Genomic DNA, 21,918 nt, shown 5'->3' on the forward strand with positions numbered 1-21,918 from the left:
CTCGCGAGCCGCCCACCAGGCAAAACGGCCCCTTTACTTCAAAACCACGCCGAAAGGGTCAGTGAACCGAACTGATCATGTTCGTCCTGGCCATGAAATTCACGGGTACGCCAGACGCTGGCGAATGCCAGTTGCCAGTCGTTCCAGGTCAGCGCCACGCCGGCCTTGGCATCGCCGACCCACTCGCGGCTGTCCACCGAGTGGCTGCTCTTGAAGGTATTGCCTTCGAGCAGCATGTTGTGCGCCATGTAGCGGCCTTCCAGATTGGCGAACAGATTCCAGGCAAAACCGCCGCCCTGGTCGAAGAACAGGCTGCCACTCTGCGCGGGCGCCACCGCCGGGATGCTGAAGCTGCGCGCCAGGCCCTGGCCGATACGGACGCCCAAGCCCGCGGAACCATAGCTGTAGAGGTTGCCCAGGGCGACACCCGCGCTCGGCCCGTACTCCATTTCCAGCCCGGCAAAACGCTGTTGCAGCCACCAGCGCTTCTGGTAACCGAGGTTGACGAAGGGTTCGTTGCGCAACTGGTTGTCCCAGCCCCTGGGCTCGTCGCTGCCGGTCGCATCGTGTACCCAGCGCTGAATCTTCTTGCCGCCGGCAGCCGGGCCGACCACGCCGACATCAAGATGCAAGCCACTGGTTTCGCGCCAGCCTTCATACTGGTTATCGGAGAAAAGCGACATTCCGGCGAAGAGCAGGCCGGCATAAGGCCGATCGTCTTCGATCAGCGCGGCCCGCTCGATCTCGTTTGGCGTGTAGATCTGATGCCCGAAGCGGTAGGCGATATTATCGACCTCATCCGCTGTCCAGCCCGGCGTGGCTCCGGCGAACCGCCTCGCCCAATGATCGGCATCCGGCTTGAAGGAGCGCATCAGCTCGAAGCCATTGGTGTAGTGACCGTCGCTGCCGGTCGCAATGATGTCGTTCTCGATCTTCAGCGAATACAGGTCCGCCTGGCTCAGCGCCGGCAAACTGGCGGCGACTAGGGCGAGGGATAAACAGGCACGCGAACATGAAATTGCCATGGCCAGCTCCTTGGTTACATGCAACAGAGAATGTATCTGCATGTTTATAGAGCCTGACATGTGGCCAATCGTTCACCATCGCGCGCCGTTAACGGGCAGATTGCAAGACCTGATCACGCCATCTCATTCTTGGTGATAAGCACCGTCGGCGAGCGTGGCCAGGCCTACTATCCCCGACGTCATCGAAGGCGAGGGAAATCACGCGAGCCCCTCGAACCGCGCATAGGGATTGCTGCACGGTAGCCGGTAGCCCAGAAAGGTCACTTTGGGGTTGGCCTCCTGATGACGCAGGTAATCGGTGGAGACCATGAAATCGGTCAGTAGCCGGCGCTCGAACTTGTCCACCCTGGGGTCGGTATAGGGCGTGCCTACGCCGGTCTGCTGGCGAATCTTGTACAGGCCCATCAACGCAATGAGTTTATCCTCGCCGTAGTGGCCGGCCAGGGCATCGATGAACCTGCGTTCATCCTCGGCATCCATCCTGAAGTCCCCCACCAGTTGCTGCAGCAGCTGGGGAATGAACACCTGGCGATCCTCGTAGACCCAGGCACCCGCGCCTACCGCGACCAGGCCGAGCGCGGCAGTCGAAGCGATCATGAAGGTACGGCGTTTCATCGAGAGTCCTTAGCTATACAGCAGGTCAGCAGCCCGAATGGACAGCGCGGCGGCAGTCAGGCTGGGGTTGGCGGGCGAGCAGCTCGGGTAGGTCGCGGTACCCACCACGACGAGGTTGCGCATGCGCTGATGCAGCATCTGCCCATCGACCACCGAGCCGTCATCGGCCTGGCCCATGCGCAGGGTGCCCTGCACGTGGGATTCGGTCAGACGCCATTCACGGAAATTGATCGATTCGACCGGCAGTGGCGCCAGCAGCTTTTCAAGGTTGTCCAGACCGTACTGCACACCCTTGAGGCCGTAGTCGGATTCGCCCTGGTAGTCGATGATCGCATCGCCCGTGGCGGGATCGATCAGCACGCGGCTGTCGCGGTTGGGCAGGTCTTCGCTGACCACCATCAAGGGCAGCAGCTGGTTCCAGCGTCCCGGTTCGGGGCGCAGGCCATAGGGCCAGCGGTTCTCGAAATACACCAGGCAGGCCGAGTGGTCCTTGCGGAAATCGCCGTCATACAGGGCATAGTTCAGGCCGGTGGTGATGGTGCTGCCGTCGAAATTGCCCAGGCCATCGAGGAAGACCTCGACGTTGGCGCCGACCTGCTCGTGCAGCCCCCTGCCGGTATCACCGTGGTCGATATCCGAGCGCAGCAGGATGGCCGGGCTCTGAATGGCGTTGGCGCCCAGCACGAAGACATCGCCATGCACCCGGAATTCGCCGTCCTCGCCGCGCAGGGTGGCCGCTTTGACGCTGCTGCCCTCGTATTCGAGGGTGCGCACTTCGGTCTTCAGGCAGACATCCACCCTGGGGTGGCTGAACAGCTCGGCGAAGCCGTTCTGCGCGGTGAACTTGGCATTGACCGGGCACAGGTTGCAGGTGGCATTGGCGCAGCAGACGCCCCGCGTGCCGGTGGCCACCCGCGCACGCCCGGTGGGCATGATGAAGTGATGGTCCGGCATCGCCTTCTTCATCAGCATGTCGATAGTCGAGCCCTTGTGCGGCGGCTGTGGGAAGGGCTGGCTGCGCGGCAGCACCCTGGCCATGTCCGGGTCACCGGCAATCGACATGATCTGTTCGGCCTGGCAGTAGTAGGGTTCGAGGTCCTCATAGCTCAGCGGCCAGTCGTGGCCCACGCCGTAGAGGCTGTGGGTGGCGAAGTCGCTGGGATGCAGGCGCGGCGTCTGGGAGAACCAGCAGTTCATGCCGCCGCCCAGGGCAATGGTGGTGTTCCAGGGCTTCTCGCCGGGGTTGTCGTAGGTCGACTCGGGCATGATCAGCGAGCTTTGCTGGTTCTGGATCTGCCAGTCCCAGGGATGGAAGTCGCCCCATTCGATGATCAGGGCGCGTCCCTGAATATGCTTCAGGGCTTCACTGAGGAAGAAGCAGGAGCCGAAACCCGACCCGATGACGACCAACTCATAATGCTGTTTGTCTATGTCCCTTGCGCTGACACGGTTGATTTGCACGCAACTCTTTCCTTTCCATTGGCAGGCCGCCGAGTTGACGCAAACTCGTCCAGACAACGCTGCCGATCAACGATCACGCAAGCATTGTTCCCGCCGCGCGTTACAGGTTTCTTTCGTGCACGGCTACAGCAGAGCCAGCGCGCCTCGCTTAAGGGGACCGTCCAGCAGCCTCCAAGTTCATCCACAGCGACCGCTGGCTCCCGAACGACGGCGGACAGAACAGGTCGAAACAAGCGGGTACGTCGCCACACACTCGAGGACAGACCATGCACATCACACCTTCCGCCATCGCCCTCTTCACGTTGCTGGCAACAGGCACGGCCTTTGCCAACGAAAGTGCCCAGGATGGCTCGCAAAACACCACCGATTCCCATCGTCAGCAACTTGAAGATGATTCCGCACATGGCTACCAGAACCCCACCGGAGTCGATCCAGATCCACGCATGGATGATCACCCCGCCCCCAATAGCCATGAGCATGACGAAGACAGCGATGACTGAGGCAACTGTGGAAAACAGCTGACTGCGCTTTCTTCTTTGCAACGCAACCGTTAAGGTCGCCGGCCTTCGCTGAGGAGCCGGCATGCCTTATCTGATTTTCGTCACCCTGCTGTGGGCCGTTTCCTTCAACCTTATCGGGATATACCTGGCCGGCGCGGTGGACAGCTACTTCGCCGTGCTCACCCGCGTGCTGCTGGCAGGGCTGATTTTTCTGCCGATGACACGCTGGCGTGGTGTGGCGCCGGGGTTCATTGCTGGCGTGACGGTAGTCGGCATGTTGCAGTTCGGCGTCACCTACCTGTGCCTGTACCTGAGCTTCAACGTGCTGACGGTGGCCGAAGTGCTGCTGTTCACGGTGCTCACGCCACTGCACGTGGCACTAATCGATGATGCGCTGAACCGGCGTTTCAACCCCTGGGCATTGCTCGCCGCAGCGGTGGCCGTGCTCGGGGCGGGGCTGATCCGCTATGACGAGCTCAGCAGCGACTTTCTCGCAGGCTTTCTGCTGCTGCAGCTGGCCAACTTCACCTTTGCCGCTGGCCAGGTCGGCTACAAGCATCTGGCCCGGCATTACCAGTCGCAGATCCCATTGCACCGCCGCTTCGGCTATTTCTTCCTCGGCGCATTGCTGGTGGTCCTGCCGGCCTGGCTGGTGCTTGGTGATCCGGAAAGACTGCCGACCACCTCCACCCAGTGGGGCGTGCTGCTGTGGATGGGCGTGCTGGCCACGGCCCTCGGCCAGTTCTGCTGGAACAAGGGCGCCACCCTGGTGGATGCCGGTACTCTGGCGGTGATGAACAACCTGTCGGTACCGGTCGGCCTGATCATCAACTTCCTGTTCTGGGGCAGCGAAACCCGCCTCGACCTGCTGCTGATCGGCGGGCTGCTGATCCTCGGCTCGCTGTGGATCAGCAGCGCCGGCCAGACCCGCTGCGCAAGAGCCTCGTAGGGTCGAATTCATCCGGCCAACATCGCCTCAAGCCGCCATAGCAGGCAGCCAACCGCATGATTTTATTGATGATTTATCCATGGTTCAGCAGTAACATGCCGGGCTCTGCATGGACGCATTTCTCAGTTTGCCGTCGAGATGCCCATGCACCCGCTTGCCCTGCTTGTGCTGTTGCTCCTTCCGTTCGCCTCGGTTCAGGCCGATGCACCGCGCACCTTCCGCGAAGCCAAGAAGATCGCCTGGACGATCTATGCCGAACGCCCGGTGGATTTCTATTGTGGCTGTGCCTTCAAGGGCAACCGGATCGACCTCGACAGCTGCGGCTATATTCCACGCAAGCAGCCCAAACGCGCCGCTCGCGTGGAGTGGGAACACATCGTCCCGGCCTGGGTGATCGGCCACCAGCGTCAGTGCTGGCAACAGGGCGGGCGCAAGCAGTGCACCGCCAAAGATCCGGTATTCAGCAAGGCCGAAGCCGACCTGCACAACCTGGTGCCGGTGGTCGGCGAGGTCAATGGCGACCGCAGCAATTACGGTTTCGGCATGCTCGCCGAAAAGCCCAGCCAGTACGGCGCCTGCCCTTTCGTGGTCAACTTCAAGCAGCGCACGGCGATGCCGCCGGAGTACAGCCGTGGCGCAATCGCCCGCACCTACCTGTACATGAGCGAGCGCTACGCCCTGCGTCTGTCCAGACAGGACCAGCGCCTGTACGACATCTGGAATCGCCAGTACCCGGTCAGCGAATGGGAACAGTGGCGCAATCGCAGCATCGCCTGCATACAGGGCAACGCCAACCCGCATGTCGGCGAGGTCGATCTGCGCCGCTGCGGCGAGCGGAAATCCCTGGCCAGCCGCTGAAACTCGCTCAAGGGACAGGGAAAAACTCCCTAGAGCTTCAACTCGAAGCGGTCGCCATCGTGATAGGCAGGAAATTTTTCACGAAACGCAGCCAGATCACGGGCGCGCAGGGTCGTGCGGAACACGCCCTCTCCCTCGCCAGCTTCCAGCAGCGGGTCGCCAAGGAAATCGAGTACCTGACTGTCACCACTGTAGGGGTATCCCTTGCCATCCTTACCGACACGATTCACCGCCGCGACGAAGCACAGGTTCTCGATGGCGCGCGCCGGCAGCAGGCGGTTCCAGGCGTTGCGCCGGGCCGCCGGCCAGTTCGCCGTGTAGATCAGCAGATCGGTGCCGTGGGCATCGCGGCTCCATACCGGAAAACGCAGGTCGTAGCAGATCAGCGGGCGCACGCGCCAGCCATTCAGCTCGAACAGGGCTTGGCGTTCGCCCGCCGTGTAGTGCTGGTGCTCGCCGGCCATGCGGAACAGGTGGCGCTTGTCGTAATGCAGGATTTCGCCGTTCGGGCACGCCCAGAGCAGGCGGTTGCGATGGCTGCCGTCCGCCGCCTCGATGATCACGCTGCCGGTGACCACGGCATCCAGGCGCGCGGCCTGCTCGCGCATCCAACTGTAGGTTGGCCCCTCTTCCGGTTCGGCCAGCTGCGCCGCGCTCATGGAAAAGCCGGTGGTGAACATTTCCGGCAGGATGATCAGATCGGCGCCACGCGCCTGCTCCAGCAAGCGGGTGAAATATTCGCGGTTGGCGGCAGCATCCTGCCAGGCCAGCGTGGTCTGGATCAGCACCAGTTCGAGGTAGGGCAATGTGTTCAAATCGCGCATAGTCTTTCCGCCGCCTGGCGCAGCGTCTCCTCCTGTTTGGCGAAGCAGAAACGCACCAGCCGCAGATCGGCAGGCGGCGCCTGGTAGAACACCGAAATGGGAATGCTCGCCACGCCGTGCTCGCGGGTCAGCCATTGCGCCATGGCCACGTCATCCAGATCGGGACGGATCGCCGAATAATCGGCCAGCTGGAAATAGGTGCCCGCCGTACGGGTAAAGCCGAACCGCGAGCCAGCCAGCAGGTCGCAGAACAGGTCGCGCTTGGCCTGATAGAAGCCCGGCAGCTCGGCGATGTGTTCGGGGTGTTCGGCCATGAATTCCGCCAACGCCCATTGCAGCGGCGTCACACCAGTAAAGCTGACGTACTGGTGCACCTTGCGCAGCTCGGCCGTCAGGTTCGGCGGCGCCACCACATAGCCGGTCTTCCAGCCGGTAACGTGGTAGGTCTTGCCGAACGAACTGATCACGAACGCGCGCTGGTACAGCTCCTCGTGACGCAGGACGCTGGCATGCTCGCGACCGTCGAATACCAGATGTTCGTAGACCTCGTCGCTGAGCAGATAGATGTCACGCTCACGAATCAGCGCGGCAAGACGCTCCAGATCGCTGTGATCGATCAGGGCGCCGCTGGGATTATGTGGCGTGTTGAGCACGATCATCCGCGTGCGCGGGGTGATCGCATCGGCCAGGCGCTGCCAGTCGATGGAGAAATCCGGCAGGCTCAGCGGCTGGTGGATACAGACACCGCCGGCAAGCTCCACCGCCGGCTCGTAGCTGTCGTAGCAGGGGTCGAAGACGATCACCTCGTCGCCGGCACGTACCACCGCATGGATCGCGCAGAAGATCGCCTGGGTCGCGCCCGGCGTGATGGTGATTTCACTGTCCGCACTCACCTGTCGGCCATACAGCGACCGGACCTTCAGCGCTACCTGCTCGCGCAATGCCGGCAATCCAGCCATGGGCGCGTACTGGTTGTGCCCGGTCATGACCGCCCGCCCTACCGTTTCGCGCAACGCCTGTGGCCCGTCGAAATCGGGAAAACCCTGGGACAGATTGATCGCTCCCACCTCGGCAGCGAGCTGCGACATGGTGCTGAAGATGGTGGTACCGACGTTGGGCAGCTTGCTGGTGATCATCGGGTTCGCTCAAGGCTGGACACTGGAAGCGAAAAACCGGAAGCCCCTGCGAAAGAACTTCCAGCTTCTGGCTTCCGGCTCGTGGCTATTTTTTATCCCGGCGCTTCTTCTCGGCCTTCTTGTGGTGCGACATAAGCCGGCGCTTCTTGTTCACCTGGCGGTCGGTCAGGGTGTTCTTCTTGCCCTCGTAGGGGTTTTCGCCGCCCTTGTATTCGATGCGGATCGGCGTGCCGACCAGCTTGAGTACGCGCCGGTAGGTGTTTTCCAGATAGCGCGTATAGGACTTGGGTACCGCTTCGACCTGGTTGCCGTGGATCACGATCAGCGGCGGGTTGGCGCCGCCCAGGTGCGCATAACGCAGCTTGATCCGGCGACTGCCGATCATCGGCGGCGCATGTTCGCGCACCGCATCCTCGAGAATCTGCGTCAGCCGGCTGGTGGGCCAGCGGGTAACGGCCGAGGTGAAGGAGGCCTGCACCGACTTGTACAGATTGCCGACGCCAGTGCCGTGCTTGGCCGAGATGAAATGGATGTCGGCGAACTCGACGAAGAACAGCCGGCGCTCCAGCTCGGTCTTCACGTAGTCGCGCTCGCCAGGCTCCATGCCGTCCCACTTGTTCAACGCAATGACCAGCGCCCGGCCACTGTCGAGCACGAAGCCAAGCAGGTTCAAGTCGTGCTCGACCACACCTTCGCGCGCATCCATGACGAAGATCACCACGTTGGCGTCCTGGATCGCCTGCAGCGTCTTGACCACGGAAAACTTTTCCACCGCCTCGAAGATCTTGCCGCGGCGGCGCACGCCCGCGGTATCGATCAGGGTGTACTTCTCATCACCACGCTCGAAGGGAATATAGATGCTGTCGCGCGTGGTGCCGGCCTGGTCATAGACGATGACCCGCTCCTCACCGAGCATGCGGTTGACCAGGGTCGACTTGCCGACGTTGGGACGACCGATGATGGCGATCTTGATGCCATCTTTCTCGCTCGGGCCGGGAATACGCTTGAGTTCCTGGCCTTCGACGGCAGTCTCGCCCTCTTCCACGCCCTCTTCTTCAGTAACCTCGGCGTTATCCTTGGGGAAGCTACCCAGCGCCTGATCGAGCATGTAACTGATGCCACGACCGTGCGCGGCGGCGATGGGCAGCGCATCACCCAGGCCCAGTGGGCTGAACTCGGCGCGGGCGATGTCCGGGTCGATGCTGTCGACCTTGTTCACCACCAGGAAATGGCGCTTGTTCATCTTGCGCAGATGCTCGGCGATCATCTGGTCGCCCGGCGTCATGCCCGCGCGCGCGTCGACCATGAACATCACCGCATCGGCCTCTTCCATGGCCTGCAGCGACTGCTCGGCCATCTTGGCGTCGATCCCTTCTTCGTCGCCCGTCAGGCCGCCGGTATCGATGACGATATAGGTGCGGCCCTGCCACTTGGCCTCGCCGTACTGGCGATCACGGGTCAGACCGGCATACTCGGCCACGATGGCGTCACGACTTTTGGTCAGACGATTGAACAGGGTGGACTTGCCGACGTTCGGGCGGCCCACCAGGGCGATTACGGGAACCATGCGGCTCTCCACTGCGATATTTCAGAAAACACGAAGGCCGCTGCGAGGCAGCGGCCGGATATCAGGCGCTGCCTACACGGCAGCGCGACGAACGAAACGCGACTAATCCGCCTGGCGAATGGTCAATGCGACCAGCTTGCCATCGTTGCCATAACTGTACAGCCAGTCACCCTCGACCACCGGTCGAGTGCGCAGGCCGGCACTGTCGATGCGGGAGCGAGCGACGAAACGGCCATCGACCTGACTCAGCAGATGCAGATAGCCTTCCTTGTCCCCCACCACAACGTAGCTGGAAAATACCGTGGGACCGGAAAGCTCGCGGCGCGCCAGTGAATCGTTGCTCCAGAGGACGGTTGTCGAGCGCTCATCGATGCCTACTACCGAACCGTCGGCCTGGCTTACATAAATGCTGCCGTAACCCAGAGCGACACCGGACGACGTGGAGGCGTCACGCTGCCAGAGTATCCGTCCGCTTTCCAGATCCAGCGCGGCGGCGCGGCCCTGGTAGGTGGCGACATAAATCACTCCACCCGACAGCAACAGGCCACCGTCGATATCGACCACACGCTCCAGCTCGGAGCGGCCCTGGGGAATCGCCACGCGCTGCTCCCACACCGGCAGACCACGGCGGGTATCCAGCGCGACCACCTTGCCGCTGGACAGGCCGGCTATCGCCAGTTCATTGGTCAGCAGCGGCGCACCCGTGCCGCGCAGTGTCAGCACGGCGGGAGAACTCTCGTAGCTCCAGCGCTGCTCGCCGTTATCGATGTCCAGCGCGATGACGCGGTCATCCTGGGTCTGTACCACCACCACGTCGCCATTGACGGCAGGCGCGGCGAGCACCTCGCTGCTGACCTGGCTACGCCAGCGCTCTTCACCGCTGGAGACATCCAGCGCCAGCACTTCGCCGCGCAGGGTGCCTACCAGAACCAGGCCATAACCCGCGCCCACGGCACCAGAGATCGGCACGTCCAGCTTTTTCTTCCAGTTCACCTTGCCAGTCTCGCGGTCCATGGCGACCACCAGCCCCTCGATATCGGCGGCAAAAATCTCGTTGCCGTAGACCACGGGCGCCAGCAGATTGTAGGTCTTGCCCTGTCCCATGCCGACCGAGCGGCTCCATTCCTTCTTCAGTTCGACTTCAGCATCGAACTTGACCAGTTCGGCCGGACCGGGCTCTTTCTTGTCGTTGCTGCTGCACCCTGCCGCCAGAACGGCCAGGGTCAGCAGCGCTGCAGTTTTCCAACGCATCGATTCACGCCTCTCCACGAGCCAGGTCATCCAGTTTCAGTTGCAAGCCGCCAATGGCGGCATCCTGCGACAACGACTCCTTCGCCTTGGAATAGGCGGCATGGGCCTCGTCATGACGTTCGAGCTTGAGCAACAGGTCGCCGCGCAATTCTTCACGGCTGGCGGCGAAGGCTTTGGGCGCCTCGCCAGCAAGCAGCGCCAGCGCCGCCTCGGTCTTGTCCTGGGCGGACAGCACGCGGGCCAGACGCTGGCGGGCAAGTTCTTCGAGCGTCTTGTCCGCAGGTTTGTCCAGCACGCCCTGCAGTTCTGTCGCGGCCTCGTCGAGACGACCTGATTCGACGGCGACCTTGGCGACGAACAGACTGCCGTACTGCGCATAATGCGTGCCGGCAAAATCCTTCTTGAGGCGCTGCCCCAGGCGCGAGACTTCCGCGACATCCGGCGCGGAATCATTCAGTGCCGCCATCAGCAACTGCTGATAGATCGCCGATGCGCCATGCGCCTGGTTGATCTGATGCTTCTGCCAGAACTGCCAGCCAAACACCAGCGCCAACGCCAGGGCAGCGCCCATCAGCAATGGCATGCCGTTACGCTGCCACCACTCCTTGATCTGAGCCAGTTGTTCTTCTTCGTTACCCGAGGTCACGCTGTTACTCCTTTGATTCGCTGAATTCGGACCTGTCGATCACGCCAGACAGGCAGCCAGACGCTCGGGCAGAGCATCCCAGGCAATGCTTTGTTGTTCGCTGTCGTCGCGCAGCGGCTTGCAACCTACCACGCGACCGGCCAGTTCGTCCTCACCCAGAATCAGTGCGAAACGTGCGCCGCTCTTGTCGGCCTTCTTGAACTGGCTCTTGAAGCTGCCGCCGCCGGCATTGACCAGCAGGCGCAGGCCCGGCAGTTCGTCGCGCATGCGCTCGGCCAGCGCCAGCGCGGCCAGCTCGGCCGCCTCGCCAAAGGCACAGATATAGGCATGAGCAGGCTGGTTGAGCGTCTCGGGCACCTGTTCCAGGGTTTCCAGCAGCAGCACCAGCCGCTCCACACCCATGGCAAAGCCTACACCCGGCGTCGGCTTGCCGCCGAACTGGCTGATCAGCCCGTCGTAGCGGCCACCGGCACAGACGGTGCCCTGCGCGCCCAGCCTGTCGGTCACCCACTCGAACACGGTGCGCCCGTAATAATCCAGGCCGCGCACCAGCTTCGGATTGATCTCATAGGCAATGCCAGCGGCATCGAGCCGCGCCTTGAGCCCGGCGAAATGCGCGCGCGATTCCTCGTCGAGGAAATCGCTCAGCGTCGGCGCATCGGCCAGCAACGCCTGGGTCTGGGCATTCTTGCTGTCGAGAATGCGCAACGGATTGGTGGTCAGGCGGCGCTGGCTGTCTTCGTCGAGCTGGTCGAAACGCTGCTGCAGATACGCGACCAGTGCATCGCGGTAGGTCGCGCGGGCCTCGCTGGAACCCAGGCTGTTGAGCTGCAGGGTCACGGCATCGGCGATGCCGAGCTGCTTCCACAGGCGCGCGGTGAGCACGATCAGCTCGGCATCGACGTCCGGCCCCGGCTGGTTGAAGACTTCCACGCCAATCTGGTGGAACTGCCGATAGCGGCCCTTCTGCGGCTTCTCGTAGCGGAACATCGGCCCGCTGTACCAGAGTTTCTGCACCTGGCCGCCGCCGGTCATGCCGTGCTCCAGCACCGCGCGCACGCAGCCGGCGGTGCCTTCGGGGCGCAGGGTCAGGGATTCCTCGTTGCGGTCGAGAAAGGTGTACATCTCCTTGTCCACCACGTCCGTGCCCTCGCCGATACCACGGGCGAAGAGGTCGGTGAATTCGAGGATCGGCAGGCGGATCTCGCTGTAGCCATAGCCGTCGAGCAGCTGCGCGAAGGTACTTTCCAGGTAACGCCAGACCGGCGTTTGCGCCGGCAGGATATCGTTCATGCCACGAATGGCTTGCAGGGACTTGCTCAAATCGGTTCCTTAATCAGCTGCGCAGGATCAGTGCCGCATCGCTCTCGGCTTTCTCGGCAGCCTTGCGGCGGATCAGCTGTTCCAGCTCATCCACCAGATTTTCGTTGGTCAGTTTCTGTGCCGGCTTGCCGTCGATATAGACGAGGTTGTTGGGGCTGCCGCCAGTGAGGCCGATGTGCGCCTCCTTGGCTTCACCCGGACCGTTGACGATGCAACCGATCACCGCGACATCCATCGGCACCAGCAGGTCTTCCACGCGGTTTTCCAGCTCGTTCATGGTCTTGACCACATCGAAGTTCTGCCGCGAGCAGCTCGGACAGGCGATGAAGTTGATCCCTCGCGAACGCAGCCGCAGTGACTTGAGGATATCGAAACCGACCTTGATTTCTTCCACCGGATCGGCTGCCAGGGAAATGCGGATGGTGTCGCCGATGCCTTCGGCCAGCAACATGCCCAGCCCCACCGCCGACTTCACCGTACCCGAACGCAGGCCGCCGGCTTCGGTGATGCCCAGGTGCAGGGGCTGTTCGATTTCCTTCGCCAGCAGGCGATAGGCGGCAACGGCCATGAACACGTCGGAAGCTTTCACGCTGACCTTGAAGTCGGGAAAGTTCAGCCGGTCCAGATGCTCGACGTGGCGCAGCGCGGACTCCACCAGCGCCTCGGGCGTCGGCTCGCCGTATTTCTTCTGCAGGTCCTTTTCCAGCGAGCCGGCATTGACGCCGATGCGGATCGGAATGCCACGATCCCGTGCGGCATCGACCACGGCGCGCACCCGGTCCTCACGACCGATATTGCCCGGATTGATGCGCAGGCAATCGACGCCCAGTTCAGCCACGCGCAGGGCGATCAGGTGGTCGAAATGGATATCGGCGACCAGCGGCAACTGCACGCGCTGGCGGATCTTGCCGAAGGCCTCCGCCGCATCCATCGAGGGTACCGAGACGCGCACGATATCGGCGCCGGCATCCTGCAGGCGCTGGATCTGTGCGACGGTCGCATCGACATCGCAGGTTTCGGTATTGGTCATGCTTTGCACGGCAATGGGCGCATCGCCACCGACCGGCACGTTGCCTACCCAGATCTTGCGAGTGGGACGGCGCTTGATGGGGGACTCAGAATGCATGATTACTGTCCGAGCTTGAGACGCGCGGTCTCGCCACGCGTAATACCAGAAAGATTGACGGCTTCGCCGTTGAAGCTCACTTGCGCGCCTGAAGGGAAGCCGAGATGCAGATCCAGTGGCGTCTTGCCGACCAGGGTACGGCTGCTGCCGGCCTTGGCCAGCGCGCTGTAGAGCACTTCGCCGTCAGCATCGGTTACCCGCGTCCAGCAGTCGGCGGTGAAATTCAGCGTCAGGCGACCTTCACCCGGCGCCAGCGAAACGGCTTCAGTCTCTGGCGACGGTGCCGTAGCCGCTGGCGCGGCGACAGGTGCTTCGTCCGCCGCAGAAGGTTCTTCAGTCGGTGCTACAACTGGCGCCTGCTCGGCCTGTTCCTGCGACGAAAGACTGGAGGCCGCCGGCGTGTCGAGCGACTCATCCAGCTCAAGCGGTTCTTCGTCACGTTCAAGCAGGTGAATCTCGGTGGTGCCGTCTGCAGCTTCCACCTCGATCTGATCCAGCGTGGTGACTGCCGGGACGGACTGGCTGCGCGTGGACTGATCCTGCCACCAGAACAGTGCAGCCGCCGCGGCGATCAGGACCAGCGCGAACACGAAGAAACGCATCACGCCACGTGACAATCGCGCCGGCTCGTCGATGTGCCCCAGGCTGTTGATGCTGCTGGCGGCGGCGCCCGTACCGGTATGGTGATCGAATTCGTTGACCAGGCGATTCTGATCCAGCCCCAGCAACTTGGCATAGGCCCGCACATAACCACGGGCGAAGGTCAGTCCCGGCAGCCGGCTGAAGTCACCGGCTTCGATCTGGGCCAGCGAGCGCTCCGACAGGTTGAGTTGCTGGGCTACCGAAGAAAGCGGCAAACCCTTTTCTTCACGCGCAGCGCGAAGCGTTTCGCCAGGGTTGGCAGCCGTCGGGGCAGCCACTTCGGAATGGGGCGCGGTCATCGTTGCTCCGAAAGAAACTGTTGATATTCAGGCGTACCCGGATACAGCCGCTTGAGCTGCAGCCCCAGGCTCGCAGCCTGATTGCGGTCCTGGTGAATATTGGCCAGACGAATGCCCAGCAGCAAGCTGCGAGCACTTTGCTCGGACAGGCTGCTGAAACCGTCGTAATAACGCTTCGCCGGTACGTAATCCTTGGCCTCGTACGCGAGCAACGCCAATTCGAGCAGGGCACGCGGCTGGCGGCTGTCGAGGCGCAGCGCGCGGGTAAAGTAGGTTTCGGCCTGCTCGCGCTGTCCCAGCTGCAATGCGGTCATGCCCATGTTCTGAAAGACCCGCGCACGCTCGCTGTACAGATTGTCCTCGGAGGCCTTGGTGAAACGCTCCATGGCCTCCGGATAGCGTTTCTGCTCGAACAGGAAGCTGCCATAGTTGTTCAGGATGCGTGCGTCATTGCGCCCGGAAAGGGCCTTGCGGTAGTGCTCGTCGGCCAGCTGGTACTCCATCTCGTTCTGGAACACCAGCGCCAGGGCCGCATGGGCATCGGCGCTGCCGGGGTCCAGTTCGAGCGCCTTGCGCAGGGGCGTCTTCGCCCGCGCGGCCTCACCCTGCTGCAGGTAACCGATACCGAGCTGGATATAGGCATCACGCGCCTGCTCGCGCCCGCTCGAGGTACGTAGCGGATCACTGGAGCCTGAAGAAACACAACCGGCCATAAGGCCGGTAAGTAGAAGCAGCAGCGCAATGCGCGTGGTCATCAGCATCCCCCTCAGGATCGGTTCGTGGCAATGGGCGCCGCAGGCTCGGACTGCAACTCACGCACAGCGATGTAACGCTCGCTTCGGCGTGTACGATCCATCACCTGTCCGACCAACTGGCCGCAGGCTGCATCGATATCCTCACCACGGGTGGTCCGCACCGTCACATTGTGCCCGGCTTTATGCAGGATGTCCTGAAAACGCCGGATGGCATTGTTGCTGGGCCGCTCATAGCCTGAATGGGGGAATGGATTGAAAGGAATCAAATTGATTTTGCAGGGTATTTTAGCCAGCAGCGCAATCATCTGTTCGGCATGCTCGGGCTGATCGTTGACGCCCTGCAAAAGGGTGTATTCGATAGTGAGAACACGTTTCTCGCCCAGGCTGGAAATATAGTTCTGGCAGGAGGCCAGGAGCATCTCCAGCGGATACTTCTTGTTGATCGGCACCAACTGGTCGCGCAATGCATCGTTCGGCGCATGCAGTGAAAGCGCCAGCGACACGTCGATGACCTTGGACAGCTCGTCGATCATCGGCACTACGCCGGATGTCGAGAGCGTCACCTTGCGCTTGGAAATCCCGTAACCGAGATCGTCCATCATGATGTGCATGGCGGCGACGACATTGTCGAAATTGAGCAGCGGCTCGCCCATGCCCATCATCACCACGTTGGTGATGGCGCGATCGACCTTGGCCGGAACGCTGCCGAAGGATTTGTTGGCGATCCACACCTGGCCGATCACTTCGGCTGCGGTGAGGTTGCTGTTGAAGCCCTGCTTGCCGGTGGAGCAGAAACTGCAATCCAGCGCACAGCCCGCCTGGGAGGAAACGCACAGCGTGCCACGCCCCCCCTGCGGAATATAAACGGTCTCGACACAGCTGCCCGATGCGACACGCACCACCCATTTGCGGGTGCCGTCGCTGGAAATGTCCTCGCTGACGATTTCCGGGCCGCGTATCTCGGCAGAAGCCTTGAGCTTTTCGCGCAAGGCCTTGCCGATGTTGCTCATGGCGTCGAAGTCATCGACGCCAAAGTGGTGAATCCATTTCATCACCTGACCGGCACGAAAGCGCTTCTCCCCGATGGACTCGAAGAAGCGTTCCAGCTGTGGCTGGGTCAGCCCCAGCAGATTGACTTTGGCAGTCGTGGCAATCATGGAATTCACCTGTCGCTCAACTCAGCGAATACGCGCGCAGACTTCGGTTTCAGCGAAGAAGTAAGCGATTTCGCGAGCGGCGGAGGCTTCGGAGTCCGAACCGTGTACGGCGTTTTCGTCGATGGAAACGGCGAAATCGGCACGGATGGTGCCTGCTGCGGCTTCTTTAGGGTTGGTTGCACCCATCAGCTCGCGGTTCTTGGCAATGGCGTCTTCGCCTTCCAGAACCTGGACGATGACCGGACCGGAAACCATGAAGGCAACCAGATCCTTGAAGAAACCGCGCTCGCTGTGCTCAGCGTAGAAACCGCCGGCTTCGCGCTCGGACAGCTGGACCATCTTGGAAGCGACGACGCGCAGGCCGGCCTTCTCGAAACGGGTGGTGATTTCGCCGACGACATTCTTGGCGACAGCGTCAGGCTTGATGATGGAGAAGGTACGTTGCAGGGCCATGTGAAGCTCCAGTCTGGTGGGTTTAAAGCAAACGAGTAAACCCGCGAATTATACGCGGGTTCGGGTTAAAAACATAAGGGTGGGAGCCGGCGACCGGACGAGCCAGACCGCAAGCTGCAAGCCAGCGTAGGGTGGATGTCGCTTTTTTACATCCACCGTGACTCCGCTCGTCGGGTCGGTGAAGCGTGACCCGACCTACAACTGAACGAGCCAGCGTCATTTTTTACATCCACCGAGACTTCGCTCGCCGGGTCGCTGAAGCGTGATCCGACCTACAACTGAACGAATAAAGCGCTTTTTCGTCCAGCCTTAAGCCTTCAGCGCTCTTGTCGTGTCAATCGGCTTCTTCTATCCAGGCCGCCTGAATGGCTTCGAGAACCTTCTCGCCACCGCGCGCCGGATCATCGGAAAACTCTGGCAGCTCGACCACCCAGCGGTGCAGGTCGACGAAGTTGACGTAGCGCGGGTCAACGTCCGGCCTGGTTTCGGCAAGCTCGATGGCGATATCCAGCACATCCGCCCATTTGAGACTCATTATGATGCCCTCGCCCTCAATGGCCTTCGGAAACCTGGTTGATGGTGTATTTGGGGATCTCCACCACCAGATCGGCGTTAGCCACGACAGCCTGACAGGACAGCCGTGAGTCAGGCTCCAGGCCCCAGGCCTTGTCCAGCATGTCGTCTTCCAGCTCGTCGGAAGCTTCCAGCGAAGCGAAGCCTTCGCGAATTACGACGTGACAGGTGGTGCAGGCACAGGATTTCTCACAGGCGTGCTCGATATCGATGCCACTGCGCAACGCGGCATCCAGCACGGTTTCGCCAACCCGGGCTTCTACTACCGCCCCCTCCGGACAATGGTCTGCATGGGGCAGGAAAACAATCTGCGGCATCTGGGTCATTCCTCGATATCGTTGAGCTGCCGTCCGGCCAGTGCGGCCTTGACGGTTGAGTCCAGGCGGCGCGCTGCGAAGGCATCGGTAATCTGGCTGAGGCGCTTGATCTGTCGCTCGATGACAAGGCCATCCTGGCTGTCGAGCAAGTCACGCAAGGCCTGCATCTGCAGCATGATCGCGTCACGCTCTTCCTGACTGAGCAAACGCTCGCCATCCGCCGCCAATGCAGTCTCGACCGCTTCGAGCAAACGCTGAGCATCAACCAGCTGTTCACGCAGCGCACGGGCGACCTTGTCTTCGCCCGCCTTGCGGAAGGAGTCTTCGAGCATCCGCGCGATCTCGCCATCAGTCAGCCCGTAGGAAGGCTTGACCTGAATGCTCGACTCGACACCCGACGCAAGCTCGCGGGCGGAGACACTGAGCAGCCCGTCGGCATCGACCTGGAAGGTGACGCGAATCTTCGCCGCTCCAGCGACCATGGGCGGAATGCCACGCAGTTCGAAGCGCGCCAGTGAGCGGCAGTCGGCGATCAACTCGCGCTCGCCCTGCAGGACATGAATCATCATGGCCGACTGGCCATCTTTATAGGTGGTGAATTCCTGCGCACGCGCGACCGGGATGGTGGTATTGCGCGGGATGATCTTTTCCATCAGTCCGCCCATGGTCTCCAGGCCCAGCGACAGAGGAATAACGTCCAGCAACAGCAACTCTTCGCCATCACGGTTGTTGCCCGCCAGGGTTTCGGCCTGGATCGCGGCACCGATGGCCACCACCTCATCAGGATCGATATCGGTCAGCGGCTGGCGACCGAACATCTCGCCCACCCGCTCACGCACACGCGGAACCCGCGTCGAACCGCCAACCATCACCACCGCGTGAACGTCTTCCAGTTCGACCGCCGAGTCGCGCAGCGCACGACGGCAGGACTTAAGACTGCGGGCGATCAGCGGATCGATCAGTTCGTGGAAAATCGTCCGCGTCAAAACACCCTGCCAATCGGCATACTTCAGCTCGACAGATTCTTCAGCGGTGAGTCGCTCCTTGGCATCACAGGCTAGCTTGAGCACTTCACGCTGCGCACCCGGAGCCAGATCTGACGAAGCACAGGCCTGAGTCAGAATCCAGCTGGCAATTGCATGATCGAAGTCATCACCACCCAGCGCCGTATCACCGCCGGTAGCCAACACTTCGAATACACCCTTGGTCAGGCGCAGAATGGATATATCAAAAGTCCCGCCACCCAGGTCATAGATGGCCACGACACCCTCGGCCTGGCGGTCAAGACCATAGGCCACAGCTGCAGCGGTCGGCTCGTTGAGCAGGCGCAGTACATTGAGATTGGCCAGACGGGCGGCATCCTTGGTCGCCTGCCGTTGCGCATCGTCGAAATACGCCGGCACGGTGATCACCGCACCCACCAGCTCACCACCAAGTGCCGCCTCGGCGCGCTCGCGCAGCGCCCGGAGGATTTCGGCGGATATCTCCACCGGACTTTTCGCCCCCTGCACCGTCTCGATGAAGGGCATCTGCGACTCGCCTTCGCTGAAGCGATACGGCAGCTGGCCACCCAGCTGCATGACGTCGCCGACACCACGCCCCATCAGGCGCTTGACCGACAGAATGGTGTTTAGCGGATCGCTGGAGGCTGCCTGCTTGGCCGCCCGCCCCACTTCGACACGATCAGCGTGATAACGCACGGCCGAAGGCAGAATCACCTCGCCGTCAGCATCGGCCAGTGGTGCGGTAATGCCGCTACGCAAGGCAGCCACGAGGGAATTGGTTGTGCCCAGATCAATACCAACCGCCAGACGGCGCTGGTGAGGTTGCGGGCTTTGTCCGGGCTCAGCTATCTGAAGTAAGGCCATGTCTGTCTGATATCGGGCGCAGCGCCAGGCGCTACGCGGGGTTAATCGTCGAGGCGCTCTTCCAGCAGGCGCACTTCCTGGGACAGCTTGTCGAGAAACTGCATACGGCGGACCAGCCGCTCTGCTTCCTCGCGATGCGCAGGGTCCTGCCAGGTACGGGAGAAGGCTTCATTGATGTCCTGCAGGGCGGCCTTGAGGCGAGCCTTGAACGTCATGACGCCCGCCACATCGGCCTCGTCCTGCAGCTCTTCCAGTTCTTCACGCCATTGCATCTGCTGCAGAAGGAACTCCGGATCCTGGACGGTCGCTTCAAGGGGCATGTCCTGCCCCTGCAACGCAAGCAGGTAACGAGCGCGCCGCGAAGGGCTTTTCAGGGTTTGGTAGGCCTCGTTCAGATTGGCCGACTCTTCAACCGCTCGCCGCTGCTCCAGCTCACTACCATCAGCGAACCGGTCGGGATGAACCTTGCGTGCCAGCTCGCGATAACGCGACGACAGCATGTCCAGATCAAGATCGAATGCCGGCTGCAACTCGAACAGCGCGTAATGACAGGGAATACCCACGGCGCCCTCAGATATTGAAGCTCTCGCCGCAGCCACATTCACCGCGCACGTTGGGGTTGTTGAACTTGAAGCCCTCGTTGAGGCCTTCACGAACGAAATCGAGCTCTGTGCCGTCAAGATAGACGAGGCTCTTCGGGTCGATGATGATCTTGACGCCGTGATTGTCGAAAACCGCATCCTCGGCAGCCGCCTCATCGACGAACTCAAGCACGTAGGCGAGGCCGGAACAGCCCGTGGTGCGCACACCCAGCCTGACCCCGACGCCTTTGCCACGCCCTTCGAGAGAGCGACGCACGTGATCGGCGGCGGCAGTCGTCATACTGATAGCCATCGATACCTCCTCCGCTTATGTCTGGGGCAGGCCTTTCTTCTCACGATAATCGCGAACGGCGGCCTTGATAGCGTCCTCGGCCAGCACCGAGCAGTGAATCTTCACTGGCGGCAGGGCCAACTCTTCCGCGAGTTGCGTGTTCTTGATGGTTTCGGCTTCTTCGAGGGTCTTGCCCTTCATCCACTCGGTGGCGAGGGAGCTGGAAGCGATTGCCGAGCCACAACCGTAGGTCTTGAACTTGGCATCTTCGATGACGCCCTGCTCGTTGACCTTGATCTGCAGACGCATCACGTCACCGCAGGCCGGCGCGCCGACCATACCGGTGCCGATGGAAGGGTCCTCTGCGTCGAACTTGCCGACGTTGCGGGGGTTTTCGTAGTGGTCGATGACCTTTTCACTGTATGCCATGGTGCAATCCTCGTTGATTCTGACTATGCGCAGTGCAGCGGCTTAGTGGGCCGCCCACTCGACCGTGGAAAGGTCGACGCCGTCCTTGAACATGTCCCACAAAGGTGAAAGTTCACGCAGTTTGGTGACCGCCTCGCTGACCTTCTGCGCGGCATAGTCGACTTCTTCTTCAGTGGTGAAGCGTCCGAAAGTGAAGCGGATAGAACTGTGCGCCAACTCGTCGTTGCGGCCAAGGGCGCGAAGTACGTAGGACGGCTCCAGTGAAGCGGAGGTGCAGGCCGAACCGGACGACACCGCCAGGTCCTTGAGCGCCATGATCAACGACTCGCCTTCCACATAGTTGAAGCTGAGGTTGAGGTTGTGCGGCACTCGCGCCGTCATGCTGCCGTTGACGTACAGTTCCTCGAGATGCTCGACCTGCTTGAAGAAGCGATCACGCAACGCACGGATACGCTCGTTTTCCGCCGCCATTTCTTCCTTGGCAATACGGAAGGCCTCGCCCATGCCCACCGACTGATGCGCAGCCAGTGTGCCCGAACGCATGCCGCGCTCGTGGCCACCGCCATGCATCTGCGCTTCGAGGCGCACGCGCGGTTTGCGGCGAACGTAGAGCGCACCGACTCCCTTGGGACCGTAGGTCTTGTGGGCGGAGAAGGACATCAGGTCGACCTTCAGCTTCTCCAGATCGATCTCCACCTTGCCGGTCGACTGCGCCGCATCGACGTGGAACAGCACGCCGCGCGAGCGGGTCAGTTCGCCTATGGCAGCGATGTCGTTGATGGTGCCGATCTCGTTGTTCACGTGCATGATCGATACCAGCACGGTGTCGTCACGCAATGCGGCTTCGACCATGGCCGGGGTGATCACACCATCAGTGGTCGGATCGAGGTAAGTGACCTCGAACCCTTCGCGCTCAAGCTGGCGGGTGGTATCGAGTACAGCCTTGTGTTCGATCTTGCTGGTGATGATGTGCTTGCCCTTGGAAGCATAGAAATGGGCAACACCCTTGATGGCGAGGTTGTCGGACTCTGTTGCACCGGAGGTCCAGACGATCTCGCGCGGGTCCGCATTGACCAGCTCGGCCACCTGGCGACGTGCATTCTCCACGGCTTCTTCGGCCTTCCAGCCAAAGGCATGGGAACGCGAAGCCGGATTGCCGAAATTGCCGTCGGCAGTCAGGCACTCGATCATTTTCTCGGCCACACGCGGGTCGACCGGCGTGGTAGCGGAGTAGTCCAGGTAAATCGGCAGTTTCATCAGGTATCTCCTAT

Annotated in this window: 24 protein-coding genes; 3 read left to right on the plus strand and 21 right to left on the minus strand. The window is 61.8% G+C overall.

Features of this window, described 5'->3' with window-relative positions; translation table 11 throughout:
• Positions 1-38 precede the first annotated feature (38 nt).
• The 3 genes from ACYCFC_RS10475 to ACYCFC_RS10485 all read right to left on the minus strand — a co-directional run bounded on the left by ACYCFC_RS10475 (position 39) and on the right by ACYCFC_RS10485 (position 3,101).
• Entirely contained in the window at positions 39-1,025 is a 987-nt protein-coding gene (locus ACYCFC_RS10475; protein ID WP_181085823.1) for a lipid A deacylase LpxR family protein, read from the minus strand.
• Positions 1,026-1,223: 198 nt separating this feature from the next.
• Positions 1,224-1,640, minus strand: a complete 417-nt coding sequence (locus tag ACYCFC_RS10480) for a hypothetical protein (protein WP_459653936.1) — start codon at positions 1,638-1,640, stop codon at positions 1,224-1,226.
• 9 nt (positions 1,641-1,649) lie between these two features.
• Complete coding sequence (locus ACYCFC_RS10485) at positions 1,650-3,101, minus strand: GMC oxidoreductase (RefSeq protein WP_459653937.1); 1,452 nt, start codon at positions 3,099-3,101, stop codon at positions 1,650-1,652.
• A 266-nt stretch (positions 3,102-3,367) separates the two neighbouring features.
• Here ACYCFC_RS10485 and ACYCFC_RS10490 point away from each other — a divergent pair, with 266 nt between their 5' ends.
• From ACYCFC_RS10490 to ACYCFC_RS10500, 3 genes are all read left to right on the plus strand, one after another.
• Entirely contained in the window at positions 3,368-3,601 is a 234-nt protein-coding gene (locus ACYCFC_RS10490; RefSeq protein WP_181085829.1) for a hypothetical protein, read from the plus strand.
• An 82-nt stretch (positions 3,602-3,683) separates the two neighbouring features.
• Entirely contained in the window at positions 3,684-4,550 is an 867-nt protein-coding gene (locus tag ACYCFC_RS10495; RefSeq protein WP_181085834.1) for a carboxylate/amino acid/amine transporter, read from the plus strand.
• A 144-nt stretch (positions 4,551-4,694) separates the two neighbouring features.
• Positions 4,695-5,408, plus strand: a complete 714-nt coding sequence (locus ACYCFC_RS10500; protein ID WP_181085836.1) for an endonuclease — start codon at positions 4,695-4,697, stop codon at positions 5,406-5,408.
• Between the two features lie 29 nt (positions 5,409-5,437).
• Here ACYCFC_RS10500 and ACYCFC_RS10505 read toward each other — a convergent pair whose 3' ends face one another.
• From ACYCFC_RS10505 to ACYCFC_RS10590, 18 genes are all read right to left on the minus strand, one after another.
• Positions 5,438-6,232 (minus strand): amidohydrolase, encoded by a 795-nt coding sequence (locus tag ACYCFC_RS10505; RefSeq protein ID WP_181085838.1) that lies wholly within the window; start codon positions 6,230-6,232, stop codon positions 5,438-5,440.
• On the minus strand, positions 6,220-7,368 hold the full coding sequence (locus ACYCFC_RS10510) for a pyridoxal phosphate-dependent aminotransferase (protein ID WP_181085841.1): 1,149 nt from the start codon (positions 7,366-7,368) through the stop codon (positions 6,220-6,222). Before ACYCFC_RS10510 ends, ACYCFC_RS10505 begins: the two co-directional genes overlap by 13 nt.
• A gap of 85 nt (positions 7,369-7,453) precedes the next feature.
• On the minus strand, positions 7,454-8,935 hold the full coding sequence (gene der, locus ACYCFC_RS10515) for a ribosome biogenesis GTPase Der (protein ID WP_181085843.1): 1,482 nt from the start codon (positions 8,933-8,935) through the stop codon (positions 7,454-7,456).
• A 102-nt stretch (positions 8,936-9,037) separates the two neighbouring features.
• Entirely contained in the window at positions 9,038-10,186 is a 1,149-nt protein-coding gene (bamB, locus tag ACYCFC_RS10520; protein ID WP_459651557.1) for an outer membrane protein assembly factor BamB, read from the minus strand.
• 4 nt (positions 10,187-10,190) lie between these two features.
• Positions 10,191-10,832: a YfgM family protein gene (locus ACYCFC_RS10525; RefSeq protein WP_459651558.1), complete on the minus strand. Its 642-nt coding sequence runs from the start codon at positions 10,830-10,832 to the stop codon at positions 10,191-10,193.
• A 39-nt stretch (positions 10,833-10,871) separates the two neighbouring features.
• A complete protein-coding gene (gene hisS, locus ACYCFC_RS10530; protein WP_459651559.1) occupies positions 10,872-12,155 on the minus strand; it encodes a histidine--tRNA ligase in 1,284 nt (427 codons plus the stop codon).
• Positions 12,156-12,168: 13 nt separating this feature from the next.
• The gene (ispG, locus tag ACYCFC_RS10535) at positions 12,169-13,281 is read right to left on the minus strand and encodes a flavodoxin-dependent (E)-4-hydroxy-3-methylbut-2-enyl-diphosphate synthase (RefSeq protein WP_181085851.1); all 1,113 of its coding nucleotides are present in this window, start codon (positions 13,279-13,281) and stop codon (positions 12,169-12,171) included.
• Positions 13,282-13,283: 2 nt separating this feature from the next.
• Positions 13,284-14,222, minus strand: coding sequence for a RodZ domain-containing protein (locus tag ACYCFC_RS10540; RefSeq protein WP_459651560.1), 939 nt, complete (start codon positions 14,220-14,222; stop codon positions 13,284-13,286).
• Positions 14,219-14,977, minus strand: coding sequence for a type IV pilus biogenesis/stability protein PilW (gene pilW, locus ACYCFC_RS10545; protein WP_181085855.1), 759 nt, complete (start codon positions 14,975-14,977; stop codon positions 14,219-14,221). The genes ACYCFC_RS10540 and pilW overlap by 4 nt, the downstream gene beginning before the upstream one ends.
• An 11-nt stretch (positions 14,978-14,988) precedes the next feature.
• The gene (rlmN, locus tag ACYCFC_RS10550; RefSeq protein WP_181085857.1) at positions 14,989-16,134 is read right to left on the minus strand and encodes a dual-specificity RNA methyltransferase RlmN; all 1,146 of its coding nucleotides are present in this window, start codon (positions 16,132-16,134) and stop codon (positions 14,989-14,991) included.
• 21 nt (positions 16,135-16,155) lie between these two features.
• Entirely contained in the window at positions 16,156-16,587 is a 432-nt protein-coding gene (gene ndk / locus ACYCFC_RS10555) for a nucleoside-diphosphate kinase (protein ID WP_181085859.1), read from the minus strand.
• A gap of 334 nt (positions 16,588-16,921) precedes the next feature.
• Positions 16,922-17,122 carry a Fe-S cluster assembly protein IscX gene (gene iscX / locus ACYCFC_RS10560; protein WP_459651561.1) on the minus strand — a complete coding sequence of 67 codons (201 nt, stop codon included), beginning with the start codon at positions 17,120-17,122 and terminating at the stop codon, positions 16,922-16,924.
• Between the two features lie 16 nt (positions 17,123-17,138).
• Positions 17,139-17,477, minus strand: a complete 339-nt coding sequence (gene fdx, locus ACYCFC_RS10565) for an ISC system 2Fe-2S type ferredoxin (protein WP_256053644.1) — start codon at positions 17,475-17,477, stop codon at positions 17,139-17,141.
• Positions 17,478-17,482: 5 nt separating this feature from the next.
• Positions 17,483-19,345: a Fe-S protein assembly chaperone HscA gene (gene hscA, locus ACYCFC_RS10570; protein ID WP_459651562.1), complete on the minus strand. Its 1,863-nt coding sequence runs from the start codon at positions 19,343-19,345 to the stop codon at positions 17,483-17,485.
• 41 nt (positions 19,346-19,386) lie between these two features.
• Entirely contained in the window at positions 19,387-19,908 is a 522-nt protein-coding gene (gene hscB / locus ACYCFC_RS10575) for a co-chaperone HscB (protein WP_256053642.1), read from the minus strand.
• A 7-nt stretch (positions 19,909-19,915) separates the two neighbouring features.
• Positions 19,916-20,239: an iron-sulfur cluster assembly protein IscA gene (gene iscA / locus ACYCFC_RS10580; protein WP_256053641.1), complete on the minus strand. Its 324-nt coding sequence runs from the start codon at positions 20,237-20,239 to the stop codon at positions 19,916-19,918.
• Positions 20,240-20,254: 15 nt separating this feature from the next.
• Positions 20,255-20,647: a Fe-S cluster assembly scaffold IscU gene (gene iscU, locus ACYCFC_RS10585; RefSeq protein WP_459651563.1), complete on the minus strand. Its 393-nt coding sequence runs from the start codon at positions 20,645-20,647 to the stop codon at positions 20,255-20,257.
• A 42-nt stretch (positions 20,648-20,689) separates the two neighbouring features.
• On the minus strand, positions 20,690-21,904 hold the full coding sequence (locus ACYCFC_RS10590; protein WP_181085880.1) for an IscS subfamily cysteine desulfurase: 1,215 nt from the start codon (positions 21,902-21,904) through the stop codon (positions 20,690-20,692).
• Between the last annotated feature and the right edge of the window lie 14 nt (positions 21,905-21,918).

Source organism: Stutzerimonas sp. NM35, assembly GCF_054604355.1.